The 16,884-nt window shown below is 37.7% G+C and carries 13 protein-coding genes; 1 reads left to right on the plus strand and 12 read right to left on the minus strand.

What is annotated here, in order from left to right; genetic code table 11:
* The 10 genes from Q0X89_RS16230 to Q0X89_RS16275 all read right to left on the minus strand — a co-directional run bounded on the left by Q0X89_RS16230 (position 1) and on the right by Q0X89_RS16275 (position 14,384).
* On the minus strand, positions 1-1,437 hold the full coding sequence (locus tag Q0X89_RS16230; protein ID WP_297696105.1) for an arylsulfatase: 1,437 nt from the start codon (positions 1,435-1,437) through the stop codon (positions 1-3).
* Entirely contained in the window at positions 1,437-2,924 is a 1,488-nt protein-coding gene (locus Q0X89_RS16235; RefSeq protein ID WP_297696107.1) for a sulfatase, read from the minus strand. Before Q0X89_RS16235 ends, Q0X89_RS16230 begins: the two co-directional genes overlap by 1 nt.
* Positions 2,925-2,986: 62 nt before the next feature.
* Positions 2,987-4,612, minus strand: coding sequence for a sodium:solute symporter (locus Q0X89_RS16240; protein WP_297696109.1), 1,626 nt, complete (start codon positions 4,610-4,612; stop codon positions 2,987-2,989).
* Positions 4,613-4,775: 163 nt separating this feature from the next.
* Positions 4,776-4,958 carry a CPXCG motif-containing cysteine-rich protein gene (locus Q0X89_RS16245; RefSeq protein WP_297696111.1) on the minus strand — a complete coding sequence of 61 codons (183 nt, stop codon included), beginning with the start codon at positions 4,956-4,958 and terminating at the stop codon, positions 4,776-4,778.
* A 43-nt stretch (positions 4,959-5,001) separates the two neighbouring features.
* Positions 5,002-6,348, minus strand: a complete 1,347-nt coding sequence (locus Q0X89_RS16250) for a TolC family protein (protein WP_297696113.1) — start codon at positions 6,346-6,348, stop codon at positions 5,002-5,004.
* Positions 6,345-9,647 (minus strand): efflux RND transporter permease subunit, encoded by a 3,303-nt coding sequence (locus Q0X89_RS16255; RefSeq protein WP_297696115.1) that lies wholly within the window; start codon positions 9,645-9,647, stop codon positions 6,345-6,347. The genes Q0X89_RS16250 and Q0X89_RS16255 overlap by 4 nt, the downstream gene beginning before the upstream one ends.
* The gene (locus tag Q0X89_RS16260) at positions 9,647-10,777 is read right to left on the minus strand and encodes an HlyD family efflux transporter periplasmic adaptor subunit (protein ID WP_297696117.1); all 1,131 of its coding nucleotides are present in this window, start codon (positions 10,775-10,777) and stop codon (positions 9,647-9,649) included. The genes Q0X89_RS16255 and Q0X89_RS16260 overlap by 1 nt, the downstream gene beginning before the upstream one ends.
* Before the next feature lie 10 nt (positions 10,778-10,787).
* Complete coding sequence (locus Q0X89_RS16265) at positions 10,788-11,252, minus strand: MarR family transcriptional regulator (RefSeq protein WP_297696120.1); 465 nt, start codon at positions 11,250-11,252, stop codon at positions 10,788-10,790.
* A gap of 153 nt (positions 11,253-11,405) precedes the next feature.
* Positions 11,406-12,284 (minus strand): hypothetical protein, encoded by an 879-nt coding sequence (locus tag Q0X89_RS16270; RefSeq protein ID WP_297696122.1) that lies wholly within the window; start codon positions 12,282-12,284, stop codon positions 11,406-11,408.
* A 177-nt stretch (positions 12,285-12,461) separates the two neighbouring features.
* Positions 12,462-14,384 (minus strand): ABC-F family ATP-binding cassette domain-containing protein, encoded by a 1,923-nt coding sequence (locus Q0X89_RS16275; RefSeq protein WP_297696124.1) that lies wholly within the window; start codon positions 14,382-14,384, stop codon positions 12,462-12,464.
* 64 nt (positions 14,385-14,448) lie between these two features.
* Between Q0X89_RS16275 and Q0X89_RS16280 the strand changes: the two genes are divergently transcribed.
* Entirely contained in the window at positions 14,449-14,835 is a 387-nt protein-coding gene (locus Q0X89_RS16280) for a DUF983 domain-containing protein (protein WP_297696126.1), read from the plus strand.
* Here Q0X89_RS16280 and Q0X89_RS16285 read toward each other — a convergent pair.
* Together Q0X89_RS16285 and gldN are read right to left on the minus strand one after the other, a co-directional pair.
* A complete protein-coding gene (locus tag Q0X89_RS16285; RefSeq protein ID WP_297696128.1) occupies positions 14,832-15,887 on the minus strand; it encodes an FAD-binding oxidoreductase in 1,056 nt (351 codons plus the stop codon). The two genes, Q0X89_RS16280 and Q0X89_RS16285, sit on opposite strands and share 4 nt — an antisense overlap.
* A 79-nt stretch (positions 15,888-15,966) precedes the next feature.
* Positions 15,967-16,869 (minus strand): gliding motility protein GldN, encoded by a 903-nt coding sequence (gldN, locus tag Q0X89_RS16290; RefSeq protein WP_297696130.1) that lies wholly within the window; start codon positions 16,867-16,869, stop codon positions 15,967-15,969.
* Positions 16,870-16,884: the final 15 nt, after the last annotated feature.

Here is a 16,884-nt window from a genome sequence, read left to right on the forward strand (position 1 = left end):
TTAATTAAACAATGGAAATAATGGTGATTCTACTCTTACATCTTTCATCAATTGGCTCATTTTACTGACTATTTCCGGATGTTCGGAGGAGATATCATTATTTTCAAATTCATCTTCTGCCAGATTGTAAAGCTGAATTTTTGGATTGGGATCTTTTTGCAAATCGTATACTATGGCTTTCCAATCACCCATCCGGATAGCCTGTCTTCCGCCTCTTTCACTAAATTCCCAATAGAGATATTCATGCTTTTTTTGGGCCGTTTGGCCCAATAATTCGGGCAAAAAAGAGATCCCATCTGTTTCCGATTTTAATTGAACCCCCACAATTTCGGCATACGTTGGCATTATGTCCCAAAATGCGGAAATATGATTTGAGGTTGATCCGGCCTTTACTTTATCCGGCCAAACTACGATCATAGGTGTACGAATACCTCCTTCATAGAGATCCCGCTTTACTCCCCGCAAACCGCCTGCACTATTAAAAAATTCAGGATTTGCGCCACCTTCCTCATGAGGACCATTATCACTGGCGAACATAATTATTGTGTTCTTCTTAATTCCAAGCTCTTCCAATTTAGTTACTATTTGTCCTACATATGCATCCAGGCGGGTTACCATAGAAGCGAAAACAGCATAAGGTGAATCCTGAGAACAATATTGATGTGGTATAATGTCCGGACCATAATCAGAAGTATAGGGATTTGTTGGCAAATAAGGTTTTTCTGTAAATTTCCCCTGAAATTGTTGCAAGAGCGAGTCACTGGGTGAAATCAATTCAGCATGAGGCAGCACTAATGGAACATATGCAAAAAATGTTGTGTCCTTATTTTGTTCAATAAACCGCAACGTAGCTTCCTGAATTTTATCCGGAGCATAAGTAACGGTATTAGTCCAATCATTTCCATTTAAAAATACTTTTGTACCATTTTGCCATAAATAGGGAGGATAATACCTGTGTGCCATACGCTGACAATTATAACCATAAAACTCATCGAAACCCTGTTTATTAGGATCTCCTTCCTGACCAATAAAGCCGAGGCCCCATTTTCCAAAAGCTCCTGTCTTATAACCCGCTTCTTTGAGTAATTCAGCAAGAGTTAAAGATGATGCGGGTAAAGAAACTTGTCCCTCAATTTCTAACTCCTTGTTTCCCCGTATGGGTGTATGTCCTGTATGCAATCCGGTCATTAAAGAAGACCGGGCAGGTGCACAAACAGTAGACCCACTATAATGCTGTGTAAATTTCATGCCTTGCGTGGCAAGATTATCCAGGTGGGGCGTTTGAAAGTTTTGCTGTCCATAGCAACTCAAATCACCATAACCCAAATCATCTGCCAAGATATAAATGATATTGGGCCTTAGTTCTTCCTTCTGCTTTACTTCCGAGCAGGATAATACAATAAATGACCCCAGAAGGAATATTACAGTTTTCTTCATTAGTTATCCTTCTTTAAATGTTCCAAAAATTCCGCATCTGATCTATTTCTCCATTGCCCAGCTTTCCAATGATGTTCATATTCCTCCATAAATTGAGGATTGGTTTTTGGTAATTGTGCATTTACATCTTTTCGCCAGCTATTTAAATCGTTTTGAAGTTCAACCACCTTTTCCGGATATCGTAATCTCAGGTTGTTTTTCTCACCAATATCTTCTTTAAGATTATATAGCTCCAGCTCCCTATTTTCAAAAATCTCAATTAGCTTCCAGTCGCCTTTGCGAATTGCACTATAAGGCTTTGCCCCCTCCAAGTGATAATGCGGATAATGCCAGTATATAGCATCCCTGTGAATATCATCTCCAGAGGTTAAAAGAGGCGCAAAATCTATCCCATCTATATTTTCAGCAGATTGCTCATTTATCTTAACACCTGTTAGTCCTAGAATTGTTGGAAAAATATCTGCAGAAGTTATGGGGGTATCAGCAACCTGTCCTTCCAAAATATTATTGGGCCAATGAACAATAAAGGGAACACGGACACCTCCTTCATAGACATCTCCTTTTCCTGAACGCAATGGTAAATTAGAGGTAACTTTTTTCCTGTTATTTTCGTAATTCCCCCTAAGTCCTCCATTATCACTGGTAAAAATAACAATGGTATTCTCAAGCATCCCACTTTCCTCCAGCTTGTTTAATACTTTACCAACAGCATCATCCATATGTTCAACCATGGCGGCGTATACAGGATTTTCATGATTGGCGCCCTGCTTAATCTGTTTTTCGTACTTTTTTATCTTATCGTCTTTCGCCTGTAGGGGGGTATGTACGTTATAGAACCAGAAGTTCATAAAAAATGGTGCCTTCTCCTGCTTATTTTCTTCAATAAATTCCAAGGCTGCATCTCCTAATCGTTCGGTAAGGTATTCTCCTTCCGGGCCATCACTCAACCGGGGGTTTAAATAAGGTGGGAAGTAGCCATTTCCTCCATTCCTTTTTTGCGGGGCACCCATTGACCAGCCACCTATATTGATGTCAAATCCCTGAAATTCAGGCCAGTATTTGTCTTCTTCTCCCAAATGCCATTTCCCTATATGGATTGTTTTGTAACCGGCCTTTTTGAATACTTCAGCCAATGTGGTTTCCTCCTGCGCCATATATTGGGTCCAGTCCGGAATCTTCAATTTGGCAAAGGGTTTTTTATGTCCACTGATCCAATCCGTACAATTGATCCGGGCCGGATATTTACCGGTCATTATACTTGCTCTTGATGGTGAACAAACCGTACATGTAGAATATGCGTCTGTAAATAGCATCCCATTTTTAGCAAGCTTATCCACGTTTGGGGTCTGATATAAATCGCTCCCATAGCTCGACAAATCAGTCCAACCCAGATCATCTACAACAAAGAGAACCACATTAGGTTTATTATCCTTTTCTGAATTGCAGCTAACTATAAAAATCAATAAAAACAGGAGTAAGGAACGCATCTGCATTCAATTTATAAATTTTTTAAATTTAATCCTCATTTATTTCATAGAGCAGGATATATCTATAATGCAAGTGTGCTAAATGAAATCATGATATATACTACAATTGCGAGAATCAATATAGAAGTAACAATGTCCACCCAATTGTAACTAGCTTTGTTTTCGGCCCTTTGTTCCGAGCTAATTGTGCCAAAAGTAAGGCCTTGCAATTGTGCCTGTGTAGGAGCCGGATACATCATGCTGACAGCAACTGCAATTCCAATGCACATTGCAAAGAAATAAGCTCCAAAAACCAGCCAATTTATATCTGCAATGGCATAAAGAAAACTACCTTCAGCAAAGCCCGATTTTACAATCTCCAGGGTAAGCTTGCCAAAACCAATGATAAAACCACCAATTAAAGTGGCAATAGCGCCGTTGGCATTAATGCGCTTGTAAAAAATACCCAACAAGAAAACAGCAGCAATTGGGGGAGAAATATAGGCCTGTACATTCTGAAGGTATTCATAAAGGCCGTCGGATAGTGTCGTAATAATCGGAATCCATAAAAGCCCAAGACCAACCACAAAAAAGGTGGCAATTCGCCCTGTTTTTACTAATTCTTCTTCCGGCTTTTCCGGTCTAAGTTTTTTATAAATATCGAGGGTAAATAATGTAGAACATGAATTAAATACAGAAGCAAGTGAACTCATTAAGGCGGCCAACAGACCCGCTGCAACCAATCCCCGAAGTCCTGAAGGCATTAAATTGCTCATCAATACCGGAAATGCTTCATCCGGACTTTCCCAATGGAGCTCTCCCTTAATTTTTAATGCCAGTGCAATTACTCCCGGTATTAAAAAAAGGAACACGGGCATGAGTTTCAAAAGTGCTCCAAAAATGCTTCCTCTCCTACCCTCTTTTATGTTTTTGGCAGCAAGCACCCTTTGTACAATTACCTGATCTGTGCACCAATACCAGATACCTACAACTGTGCTGGTTATAAAGAGGGGTAGCCAGGGGTAATCCGGATCCGAATTAGGGCGCCACATATTAAAATATTCCGGTCCAATGGTTTGCTTTAACTCGCCCCATCCTCCCACGGCCTCTAATCCCAAAAATGTCAGTATTCCCGCACCCAGGACCAATACTATCGCCTGAATAGTCTCTGTATAAACCACTGCCCGCATCCCTCCCAAAACTGTATATATCCCTGTAAGGACTACTGTAGCAACTGCGCCAATCCAAAAAGGAATTCCCAGCAGAGCTGAAACCACTACGCCACCAGCATAGATTGTGACAGAAACTTTGGTCAATATATAAGCTATTAAAGACACCACAGATAATACCCATCTTGATCTTGAATCAAATCGTTTTTCAAGGAATTCCGGCATTGTAAAAACCCCACTGCGCGCATAGAAAGGAAGAAAAACCCAGCCCAGCATTAAAACAATCCAGGCATGTAACTCATAAATAAGCAAAGGCATTTTATCTCCGGCTCCATTGCCCGCCAAGCCTACAACATGCTCAGATCCTATATTTGAAGCAAAAATGGAGGCCCCAACGATAAACCACCCAATGTTACGTCCGGCAAGAAAATAATCCTCAGTATTCTTTTGTTTTTGTTTTATAACCCACCATGCAACTCCCAGTAATAGAAGAAAATAGATCGTTATTACTACCCAGTCTAATGTATCAAGTCCTTTCATAAATTATACATTAAAAGCCAATTCTTATCAAAAGGGAAAATGGAATAATTGCTACTAATAAAGTTTTCCGCCAGGTAAGATAATCAAAACCTCTTAACTATATCTTTTTTATGAAGTAAATAGACTATTTATACAAATCAACAAAAGGGTAATACGAAAAAGCTTATTGTTCCAGATTATTAGCCTGGAAACTTTCAGGGTTGCCGTCACTAAATTCTATGGTTAACTCTATAGGATTACAGCAAATCTCGCAATCTTCCACGTATTTCTGCTGTTTAATGGAAGGATCTAACAGCATAGAAATTTCTTCCCAGCAATAAGGACACTGAAAAAAATGTTCATACATTTCAGTTATTCAAAATTAAGTTATAGACAGTATTTATGAAATATTAAAAATCTACATTCAGCAACTGACCGGTTAAATCCAATAGCTGTAATTCGGCCAGTTTAGCATCGTATTTAGCGAGGTTTTTAGTTGTTTGTGCAGTTAAAAGATTTATTTGTGCCTGCCTGAATTCAATTGAAGTAATTCTACCCAATTGGTATTGTTCCCTTGATCTTTCAAAGTTATTCTGATTGGTAATTACCGCTTTCTCCTGGATTTCATAAATCGCCAACCTGTTCTTATAAGTTTCCAATGCATTTTGGATATCCCTTTCAACTTCCAGTTCAACCTGCTTCTTTAACAATTCCTGATTTTCGTAAAGAATTTTTGCATTACGAACCTGCACCGTGGTGTTTCCTCCATCAAAAAGGTTCCAGGTAAGACCGGCCCCAACAGAAAAATTTTGATTGTTATTAATGGTGCCGGGAAAGAATGCGGATGCAGGGTTCTGGTTTAAATTCCATCCATAAGAACCAGTCAAACCAATTACCGGTAAATAACCCGATTTACTCACCTTTATATCATATTCATTTATTGCCAAATTCCTTTCAGTTTGCAGGATTGCCAGATTGTTTAAGGAAACATCGTCTACCATTGCCTGAATTTCCAGCATGGGAATAAAATTTATTAAGGTATCTACTGCATAATCAATAGACATATCCTGATTTAGTACAACATTTAAATCTCTTTTGGTATTTTCTAATAATTGCTTTGTATTCAGGAGGATGATACTGTCGTTAGTTACATCTACCTCAGCATTTAATACATCAAGCTGAGTGTTTTGCCCGTACTCGAAAGAATATTCCGCCCTTTTAATCCGGTCTTTCGAAACCTCTAATGCCTCCTTTTGGGCAAACTCATTTTCGGATAACCGGGCTACCTCAAAATAAATGCTGAGCAGCTGAAGTATTGTGCTCTGAATGGTTTCCCTCGCCTGTAATTCCGTTAGTTGGTACTGTTCCTTTAACCTTTTATAATTGTAGGTACGCCCCAACCCATCAAATAAGGTATAATTGAGATTTAAACTCGCACCATAACGTTTCGTTTCTGCATTGTTAATTTCTACATCCGGGCGGGGATTTCCATTTTCATCAACCTGACCGGGAAATTCGATAGTATTATTATCCTCGGCAAAACTTGCATTGGCTACGCCGGAAAGAATAGGTAAAAACCCGGTATTTAAAATCCCCTGGTTATTATCTGCAATTTCTACCGTATTTTCGGCAACTTTTATTCCAAAATTCTGCTCTAAAGCGAGATTAATGGCCTCACTTTTTGACAATAAGCTTTCCTGTGCATTAGCATTAATATTCAATGCTAAAAGCACAATAATCCAGATATAGTTTTTCATTTTTCCTTACCTTCTAGTTCAATTGAAGCTTGTTTTTTGTTTTCTCCTTTGACCGAACTGTTCGGAGATTCTTTAATAAGTTTGGTTACTAACTGATTCTGTTGGTGCAGTTCTTCCTTTTGCTCTTTTATGGCTCGTTCCACAAGTTCTTTTGGCACTTTATTACCCGTTGCCAACCACTTAGCATTTACCTTAACCTTATTACTGAACGATAAAAATATTGGTAACATTACCAGTGTTAGCACTGTAGCAAAAGCTATCCCATAGGCAATTGAAATAGCCATAGGAATAAGAAACTGTGCTTGTCTGCTTTGTTCCAGTATTAACGGAGCCAATCCTGCAATGGTGGTCAACGAAGTTAGAAAGATAGCTCTGAATCGGGAGCGACCTGCATCATACATGGCATCATCAAACGTCATCCCGGATCTCAGGTTATTGTTAAATCTTCCTATAAGCACAAGTCCATCGTTCACCATAATCCCAATAAGAGCAATAATACCCAACATTGACAAAATATTAATTGGGAAATCATGAATCCAATGCCCCCATGCGACTGCAGTTAAACTAAATGGTATCAATAAGATAAGCATTAAAGGTTGGCTAAAACTTCGGAAGGTAAAGGCTATGGTAACATAAATCAAAAACAATACGGTTAGACCAACAAAGCGCAGTGAGCCTACGAGTTTTCCGGCTTCTCTGTTTTGACCTTCATAGGAAGGTGTAACCGTTGGATATTTGGCTAAAATTTCAGGCATGATTTCCGTCCGAATTTCAGTCATCACATCCGTTGCACTAACCTTTTTGGCATCTTTAAGATCTGATGATAATTGAATTTCACGCTGGCCATCTAAATGATTGATAGCCACATCTCCACGTTCAATAGTATAGGTGGCAATTTCTTTTAAAGGTATTCTACTTCCATTTGGAGTAACTATCCGCATTTCATCCAGGTCTGTTATTGAAGATCTGTTTTCGCGATCATATCTTACCCAAACCCTTATCTCATCCTGGCCTCTTTGAAATCGCTGGGCTTGAGTTCCAAAGAATCCAGCCCGAACCTGATTCATTACCGTCCTTAAATTAAGACCAAGCAAATATGCATTTTCCTTGAGTTCCAGGCGGATTTCTTTAATCCCTGCCGGATCATTATCTGAAATATCCTTAAGGTCAGGATTATTAATCATTGCATTTTTCAACTCCTCTTTTGCTGCCTTTAATTCCTGAATGTTATACCCCAATAGCGAAACAGATACCGGGTCACCTCCAAAATTACCTCCTGAGCCATATATAAGACTTTCAACGCCTATTACGGGTCCAACCAATTCTCGTAGTCTTTTCGTAACAACATCTGACCGAATTTCATTCGGACGTTCCTCACCCGGCAATAGATTAATGGTAAGGGTTGCCGCCGAAGATCCGGGTCCTACATTTTTTATTACATTTTCATAAAGTTCTTTACCAGTGCCTTGAAGATATTGTTCTGTTAGTTCCTGATTGACAATTTCTGCCTTCTCCTCAATTAAGGTTATGATGGAATCTGTTATTTTTTCATTGGTGCCATTTGGCATAAGTAATTCTACCTGAACCCTGTCACTGGCTATTCTGGGAAAAAATGCCGTTCTAATAATTCCTCCGCCAATAGATCCGAAAGTGAGAATTAATGCAAAAACGAAAAAGGAAAAGGTTAATAATTTGTATTTCAAGGCAAATTTTAATGTGGGACTATAGGCCTTATCCCGAAACCAAATCATAATCTGATCTCCACCTTTATTGATAGCTCTAAGCTTTGAAAATATTTTGGCTAGCCCTGTCTTTGGTCTTTTATCTTCTGCCTGCAGGGCTTTGGAGTGTGCCAGGTGAGCCGGCAGTATTATAAGGGCTTCTACAAGGGAAACTACAAGAGTTAGTATGACGATTACAGAAACTTCTCCAAAGAACTCCCCTATCCGTCCGTCCAGGAATAAAAATATCGAGAACGCAAGTATTGTTGTTATAATTGCAGATACAATAGGAGGGATTACCTCCATAGTTCCATCTATCGCAGCTTGTACCGGAGTCTTTCCTTTCTCATAATGTTGATATATGTTTTCGGCAATTACAATCCCGTCATCTACAAGAATCCCGATGACTATAATCATCCCAAAAAGGGACAGAACATTTATGGTAACATCGAAAAAACCTGCAAAAATAAACATCCCCAAAAAGGCAACAGGTAATCCAAATGCTACCCAAAAAGCCAACCTTGTATTGAGAAATACAGATAGAAAAAGAAGTACCAGGATCATACCAATTATGGCGTTTTCCGTAAGTAGTTGGGTACGTTGTGTAAGTGTATTTGAAAGATCACTAACAACACTTAACTGAATATTATTATTTTTCTGGTTAAAATCTTCAATATAATTGCGAACTTTTTCCGCAGAAGAAATAAGATCCTCTGTATTCGTACTTGTAATAGTAGTTCGTACGGAAAGGTCTCCGTTGAAATAAGATGCATTAGGTGTTTCAGAAAACCGATCCCTTATAATTGCTATATCCTTCAGGCGAACTGTCTGTCCGGCGGCATCAGCTCTTATGATTAAATTTGAAAGTTCATCACCATAATAGGACCTGTTATTTGCGCGTATCAGGTATTCCTCTTCACTTGTTTTTATGTTCCCTCCGGTTACGAGAATATTGGCATTGGAAACTGCACTTGCAACCTCAGAGAAAGACAAACCATACGCCAGAAGATTATTTTCATTAACTGCAATTTCAATTTCTTCTTGTGGAAACCCAGAAATAGATATCTGAGATATGCCATCAATTGACCGAATATCGTTTTCAATCTGACGGGCTATTTGTTTTAGGGTTACCAGAGGAATATTTTCACCACTAATTGCAAAACTAATAGTTTGTCTTACTGCTTCTAATTTTGAAACAATTAATGGTTCCATGCCTGTAGGGAATGTAGGCACTCTGTCTACCGCATTCTTCACTTGCAGCAGCATAAAGTCTATATCGCGGCCTTTTTCAATTTCAACGTTTATATTTCCACTATTTTCTCTTGAAGTTGAGGTTACCCTGTCAACACCTTCTAAGCCCTTAAGATTATCCTCAATTTTTAAAACAATACCTTCTTCTATCTCCTGTGGAGATGCGCCAGGGTAGGTTATATTTACTGAGATATTCTTTGAATCCGTTAATGGAAAAAACGAAGATTTTAAAGAAGTAGCTCCAACAATTCCGAAAATGAAAAAAGCAATAATTATTACATCTACGGCAACGTGATATTTTATGAAATACGAGATTACTTTTCTCATTAGTTTTCTATTTTTGCTGTTTCTCTTTTATATTTTTTTACCAACATTCCGTCAAAAGCGCCAACAACAGGTTTGGTTAGTATTGAAATACCTTCGGGGACATCTTTTAGCACAACTTTTTTGTCCGAAAAATATACGGGCCTCACATCAATAAGATCAAGTAATGAATCCCGTACCACAAAAATCTGATCGTTCTCCAGCAAAAGGCTCCTGTCTATTTCGATCGCATCCGTTTCCTGTTTGGCATTAAGGTTTGCTTCGAGATACATCCCTTCTTTTAAATCCGGATCGCTTACCTCAATAAAGGCCTTAATAGTCTGTGTAGCCAAATCAATATTCCCGTTAATTCTGGAAATAACACCTTTGTACGTTTTAGTACGATCGAGATTAACAAGGTCTACATGCTCATTAAGTTTTAAAAGGTCACTATATGTTTTACTGATGGAAACTTCCAATTCATAGGTGTCTGTATTGATAAATTCTCCCAATTTCTGCCCGGATCTAACCAGCGAACCCTCTGTAACGAGCGCTTCAGTGAGTATACCATTGAACGGAGCAGAAATACTGTATTTTCGTAAACGTTGCTCCTGATTTTTGACATTGTAATAGTTTGTGAGAATACCACGGCCCGAAATAAAGAATTTCTCTTTTTCAGTTGTCATTTCCGGAAGTGGAGGTGTGGTTCTGTTGAGGTCAAATTCGCTTAAATAAGCTTGCCATTTAGGGAATACTTCCGGGTAGTCCAAACGAAGATCGGGCATAATAGAAGTAATCAAATTGTATAAATTACTCTTAGCCGACTGTACACTTGCATAATATTCGGCTGCATCTATTTTAATAATTGTCTCACCTTTTCTATAGGGTTGTCCTGCTTTAAAAAGTCTATTCGTTTTTTGGAATACCCCCTGAACTTCAGCATAGAGTTCCACTCTCCTTTTTGCCATTAGATTACCATTGGCCGGAACTATAATAGGAACTGTCCTATTGGTAACAGTTTCAGTAAAAACAGTTTTTACAACTTTTTCTACTTTCGCCCTTGGCCGGGTTTTACTGTTGATAATTTGCTTAGCCAAAAAAAACGAGGCTACTATAATTAAGATTCCTAATATTGATAAAATAATTTTTCTCATTGTTTTGTTATTAAATTTGGGCCTCTTCGGAGCTAATGTTTCGTTGAATACTCTTCAGCGTATTTGTAAGTTGATATATTTCTTCTTCCTTAATATCTTTTTCCATGATTTCTTTTAGTCCAACTATTATGGGGCGTGTTAATCTAAATGTTGTTCTGCCGGTTTCGGTAATAAAAACCCTGTTTACACGCTTGTCAAATTCATCCTGTTCCCTGGTTATATAATTTTTACGCTCCATTTTAGCCAGTAATCTCGCCAAAGAAGATTTATCCCTTAAAGTCAGATATGCCAATTCATTTTGAATAAGGCCATCATTTTCATGTAATTTTTTAAGGACAATCATTTGTTCTTTACTAAGATCAAGGCCCTGGCTTTGAAAAGCTTCGTGCAAATAATTATCCACCATCTTAGCAGTACTGCCTATCCAACGACCTACTGACGTATCAAAATCTACTAAAATATCCGAATTGTTCATGCTGCAAATATAACGTTATATTTTATTAGTTGCATATGCAACTAACGTTAAATAAAACTTAAATTATGTCTAATTATTTTAATTTATCGTAAAACAAAAAGGGATGCTTATCGCATCCCTTTGGCCAAACTAACTAAAGTATAAAGTCAATTACTAATGTTCTTCATCGTCTTCAAATTTCGTATCTGCCATACGTGTTTTGGAAAAATTGACATCCTTGAAATCTAATTTTACATCGTCTTTATCGTAATCAAAAACCAGGAATTCTCTGGTGTCCATAAGTTCCAGGTTTTTGTATGAATTAAATTTGTTATTCTGAATTTGGAATACCTTAAGACTGGCTAACTGTCCAAATTCTGCAGGAATAGCCCCCCCTAATTGATTATTAGCAAGGACAAGTTCTTTGAGCAGAACCAATTGCCCTAAGTTTCGCGGTATATCACCATCAAGTGCATTCTCAAAAAGTCCGAGACTTTCAAGTCTGGTTAGATTTCCTATTGAATCTGGTATATGGCCCACAAAATTATTACTGGATAAATTTAAAACCCTTAGATTCTCTATATCTCCAATACTATCAGGAATACTTCCTGAGAAAAAGTTATTAAAAGCAGTAAGCTCTAACAAATTGACCAGGTTGCCTATCTCAGAAGGAAGGTTTCCTTTCAATCTGTTCATTTCAATTTTTAGTATCTCCAGATTTTGTAATTGTGAAATGGTATTGGGTAATTCTCCACTGAGGGTATTGAATGCAAGGTTCAGGATCCTTAGATGATTCAAGTTACCAATGCTCTGGGGTATTATTCCTGAAAGGTTGTTACGAAATAAATTTATCTCTACTACATGGTTTCCTTCAACCGTAACTCCATACCATTCGGATACCGGCTGGTCTGTGTTCCATTGTTTTAGCCACGAAGTTCCATTGGTGCTCTCATATAGATCTAATAAGGCCTGCTTTTCAGCCTTGCTGACCTTGGCATTTATCACTTGACTAGCTGTCATTATAATAACAAGAAGTAGGAGCAGCTTTTTCATTAAATTTGGCTTTAAGAAATAGTTGTATCTTTACTTAAATAAAAACTTTACAATACTTAAGAATTACCCTACAAATATACGACGTTTTGCAGATAAACAACCTATTTAGTCGATGAAGTGCGCGTTTTTGTTGTGAAAGGCCTGTTTTTTGTTGTGAAAAATTTTCTGCCTTACTTTTTAGTCGGCTGGCCCAGTGTTTTCAAGCTCTAAAGTAGTATTTTCCCACCTTATCATTAAGGCCTCAAGTTCTTTTTTTTTGGCCTGATACGAGTCAAAAAAATCGGGAATCGCGATTGTAGCATCGTAATCCATTAGCAGATCATGATCTATTTTGGCAATCTCTTTCTCCAATGAGGATATAGTACTCTCAATAGTACTTAACTTATTCTTTAGCGACTTTAATCTTTTCTGACTTTCGTAATCTGAAGGTTTGCTATTGCTTTTTTCTTTCTTTGTCGGTATAGCTTGTTTCTTTTCAATTTCCCTGAAATCCTGAACTTTTCGCTGTTCAAGAAAATAATCAATATCGCCTAAATACTCCTTAATCCTTTTATCCTTAAACTCATAAACCTTATTGGTAAGTCCCTGCAAAAAATCCCGGTCATGTGAAACTACTATCAAAGTACCTTCAAATTGTTTTAATGCTTCTTTTAAAATATGTTTGGATTTAATATCAAGATGATTTGTTGGCTCATCCATTACAAGAACATTAAAAGGCTGAAGCAACATTTTAGCCAAAGCCAACCTGTTCCTTTCCCCTCCTGATAAAACCTTGACATATTTATCCACGTCATCCCCACTAAAAAGAAAAGAGCCCAATATATCCCTTACTTTACTCCTGTTTTTCTCATTTGCTGCATCAATCATGGTGTCAAGTATGTTTTTATCACCATCCAGATACTCCATTTGATTCTGTGCAAAATAACCTATCTCAACGTTATGACCAGATTTTAGTTTCCCCTGATACTCCAATTCGCCTACCAAGATTTTAGCCAAAGTAGTTTTCCCTTGCCCGTTCTGGCCTACAAAAGCTGTTTTGCTGTCCCTTTCTAAAATTATGTCTACACCGTTTAATACTTCCTTATTACCATAACTTTTGGAAAGGTTCTCCATTTCAAATATTACTTTTCCGGGAGTTACAGAAATTGGAAAGCGCAATTTCATAGCACTAAGGTCATCCTCATCTACCTCAATACGCTCCATCCTGTCCAGTTTCTTAATCAGCGACTGAGCCATAGAAGCTTTTGAAGCCTTGGCCCGGAATTTATCTATCAGTCGCTCAGTTTGCTGAATTTCTTTCTCCTGGTTTTTACGGGCGCTAAGTTGTTGTTCTTTTATTTCTTCTCTTAGCTCTAAATATTTAGAATACGGTTTATTGTAATCATAGATTCTACCAAGAGATATTTCTATGGTTCTGTTGGTAACATTATCCAAAAACATTCTATCATGAGAAACTAACACCAGTGCACCGGTAAAATTAAGCAGGAATTGCTCCAGCCAAAGTATAGAATCAATATCCAAATGATTGGTGGGCTCATCCAATAGGAGAACATCATTATTCTGCAGGAGTAATTTGGCCAATTCTATGCGCATCCGCCATCCTCCGGAAAATGTATCTGTACTTTTATTAAAATCCTCCCTTTTAAAACCAAGACCTAAAAGGATTCTTTCTGTCTGTCCCTGATAATTGTATCCTCCATGGACTTCATACTGATGTGTTAAATCATTTAAGTCTATTATTAATTGATTGTATTTATCACTCTCGTAGTCCGTTCTTTCAGCCAATTGCAGGTTTATATTCTCCAACTTCTTTTCAAGTGCTTTTAATTCAACAAAAGCTTCGTAAGCTTCATCAAGGACGGATCTTCCATATTCAAAATCAAGATCTTGTTTTAGGCAGCCTATTTTTATATCTTTTTCTGTGGCCAGTGTCCCCGAATCCGGACTCATTTCTTTAGATAGAAGTTTTAGCAGGGTAGATTTCCCTGCGCCATTCTTTCCAATAAGCCCAACCCTATCTCCCGCATTTAATCTAAACGCGATTTCTTTAAACAGGTATTCTCCTCCAAAAGAAACAGAAAGATTATGAATATTTAGCATTTTTTGTAATTGGTGTTACAATAATAAACTTCTTAAAATTGTAGTTTTGCCTAAACTTTTGCAAATGTTAAAAAAAGGAAACAAACTCTACAGTATTTTAACAGGAAGTTGTCCAAGATGCCACGGAGAAAGTATGTATGAAGATACTAATCCTTATCATCTGGGTTCTCTTTTTAAAATGCATGACCGTTGCACACACTGCAATACTAAGTACAAAATTGAGCCGTCCTTTTTCTATGGAGCGATGTATGTTAGCTATGCCGTTGGAATAGCATTTGCAGTAGCGGCCTTTGTCATTGCTTTTTTAATAATTGGTATTGGTTTACTAGAGACATTTATTGCAATAGTAGTTACAATGGTTGTCTTTATGCCGGTTATCATCAGGCTTTCCAGAAATATTTGGATCAACATCTTTATAAAATACGATCCGGGAACTGTCCACATTGATTAAACTTTAATATAATCCTTGTCATATCTTGAGATGTCCATCTCAGGTTCTAAAGACCTGCCATTTTCTATATATTGATATAACTGGTCTGAAGCATATGGTGCTATCATAACTCCTCTTGATCCAAAACCATTTAATAAGTACATATGATTAAAAACCGGGTGTTTGCCTACCAAAGGTCTCCTATCTGCGACTGTGGGTCTTATTCCGGCTACATGGCTCGTTATTTTATAATCACAGTTTAAAAAGGTATCCAGCTTTGTTTGGAGTTCGTGTCTGGCCTCTGAAGTTGGTTCATTGCTTTTATCCTTCCATTTGTACGTAGCTCCAACTCTGTAATGATCATTGCCTACAGGAATAATAAAAACTGAAGATTTAATAACGCTCCGTTCTTTAAGAGCCGGGGCTTTAATTGTTAAAAGTTCTCCTTTTGTACCATTAAGTGGTAAATAATTAAAATACCCATTGCTTTTTAGTCCAAAGCCTGTTGCAAAAACAATTCTTTTGGCAATTAGAGCTTTATAAGATATACTCTTCGTTCCTATCTTTAAATCAGCAAAGTTGAAAGTTTCTTTGTATAAGCACTTTTTCTTAGACAAATATTCGGAATAGAGTTTTGCCAACCGTTTTGTATCTAGTCTTCCGGTATGTAAGACCTGTCCAAAGCCAAATGGTGCATGAAGACACGGGTTTTTATTAACGAGTAATTGGGTCGAAAGATAGGGTTGTAATTTTATTTTATCTGCCGCCTCAAACCATAAGTTTTGCTCTTCCACGGAAGCAAAAATCCTTAAGACGGGCACTTTATGATCTAATGATTCTCCCAGTTTATCCTCCAGGGCTTTGTAAAATGGGGATACCATCTCCAATTGTTCATCTGCTTTCCAGGCCAGGCTAAACCTTTTTAAAATAACAGGATTGTATAATCCGCCGGCAATATTAGATGATGTTTGTGATTCATCATTGATTACAACAAAGGTTTTATTATGCTGTTCAAGCCTTTCACAAAATGCTATCCCGGCCAGGCCAAGACCTACTATTATGTAATCTACCATTTTGTAAAATTAAAAAACGCCGCACCAAATGGTGCAGCGTTTTTTATTTTATATCTGAATTGGAATTCAAAACTTACTTCTAGTAAGCCCACATATCCTGTTCCCTGTCACGTATTGTTTCTTTAATACGATCTGCTTCAAGAAGCTGGAACAGAGCATTATCGGCTATGTAATCATTAATTACACGATCACCCTGAACATTGTCTTCTCTATAGATAAGACCATTAAAACGTCTGGCATTCAACAACATATCAAAAGATATTGGCTGCGCCGAGTTTTGTTGGTTAAAAACCTTGGCTTCATGTAATATCTCTCTGGCACTGGGATACCAAACCCAAAAAAGTTCAACTTTATTATCATTGGGATCCATAGATTCATCATCTATAAAGTTTACGTCGGGTGCTACAGGGGCAATACCTAACATGCGATATTTCAATTCGCCCTGTCGCTTATCAAAATACCATATCCCTTTGATACGATACTCTTCAATATCAGCCGCAGTAAGTTCCCTTTGATTAACATATTCGGGAGAAAGCTGTTCACCGGCATTGATTTGCTCATATCCAAGATCTGTAGTATCTACTTTTTTCAATGTAGCTTCCAGGTCACTCAAATTTCTTTTTTCAGTAAAATAAGAATCTACATATACGTCAGTAAGTTCACCGTTTTTAATGTTTTTCATAAAAACATCGTATAACGACCTTCTGTCCGCACCAATATCTATGGTGTCAAGCGGATAGTACAGTGGGAAATTTACTCTTTCATCGAGATCAATTACCTCCCATACAGTCTTAGACCAAAGTATATCCCTGTCATCTACGTAGCCGTATGGCAGCGGAGCATCATTATCCGCTGCTATTTGCGCTTCTGTTTTTTTACCAATTTCCTCAGGCAGTTTGGCATTTAATATATTAGCCTGTGCCATCATAGATATTGGTAGTAGCGCTACAGCTCCAGCAATTAAAACATTCTTCCAATTCATAAAATTATAATTTAT

The organism is uncultured Eudoraea sp., from assembly GCF_947258525.1.
Classification (GTDB): Bacteria; Bacteroidota; Bacteroidia; order Flavobacteriales; family Flavobacteriaceae; genus Eudoraea.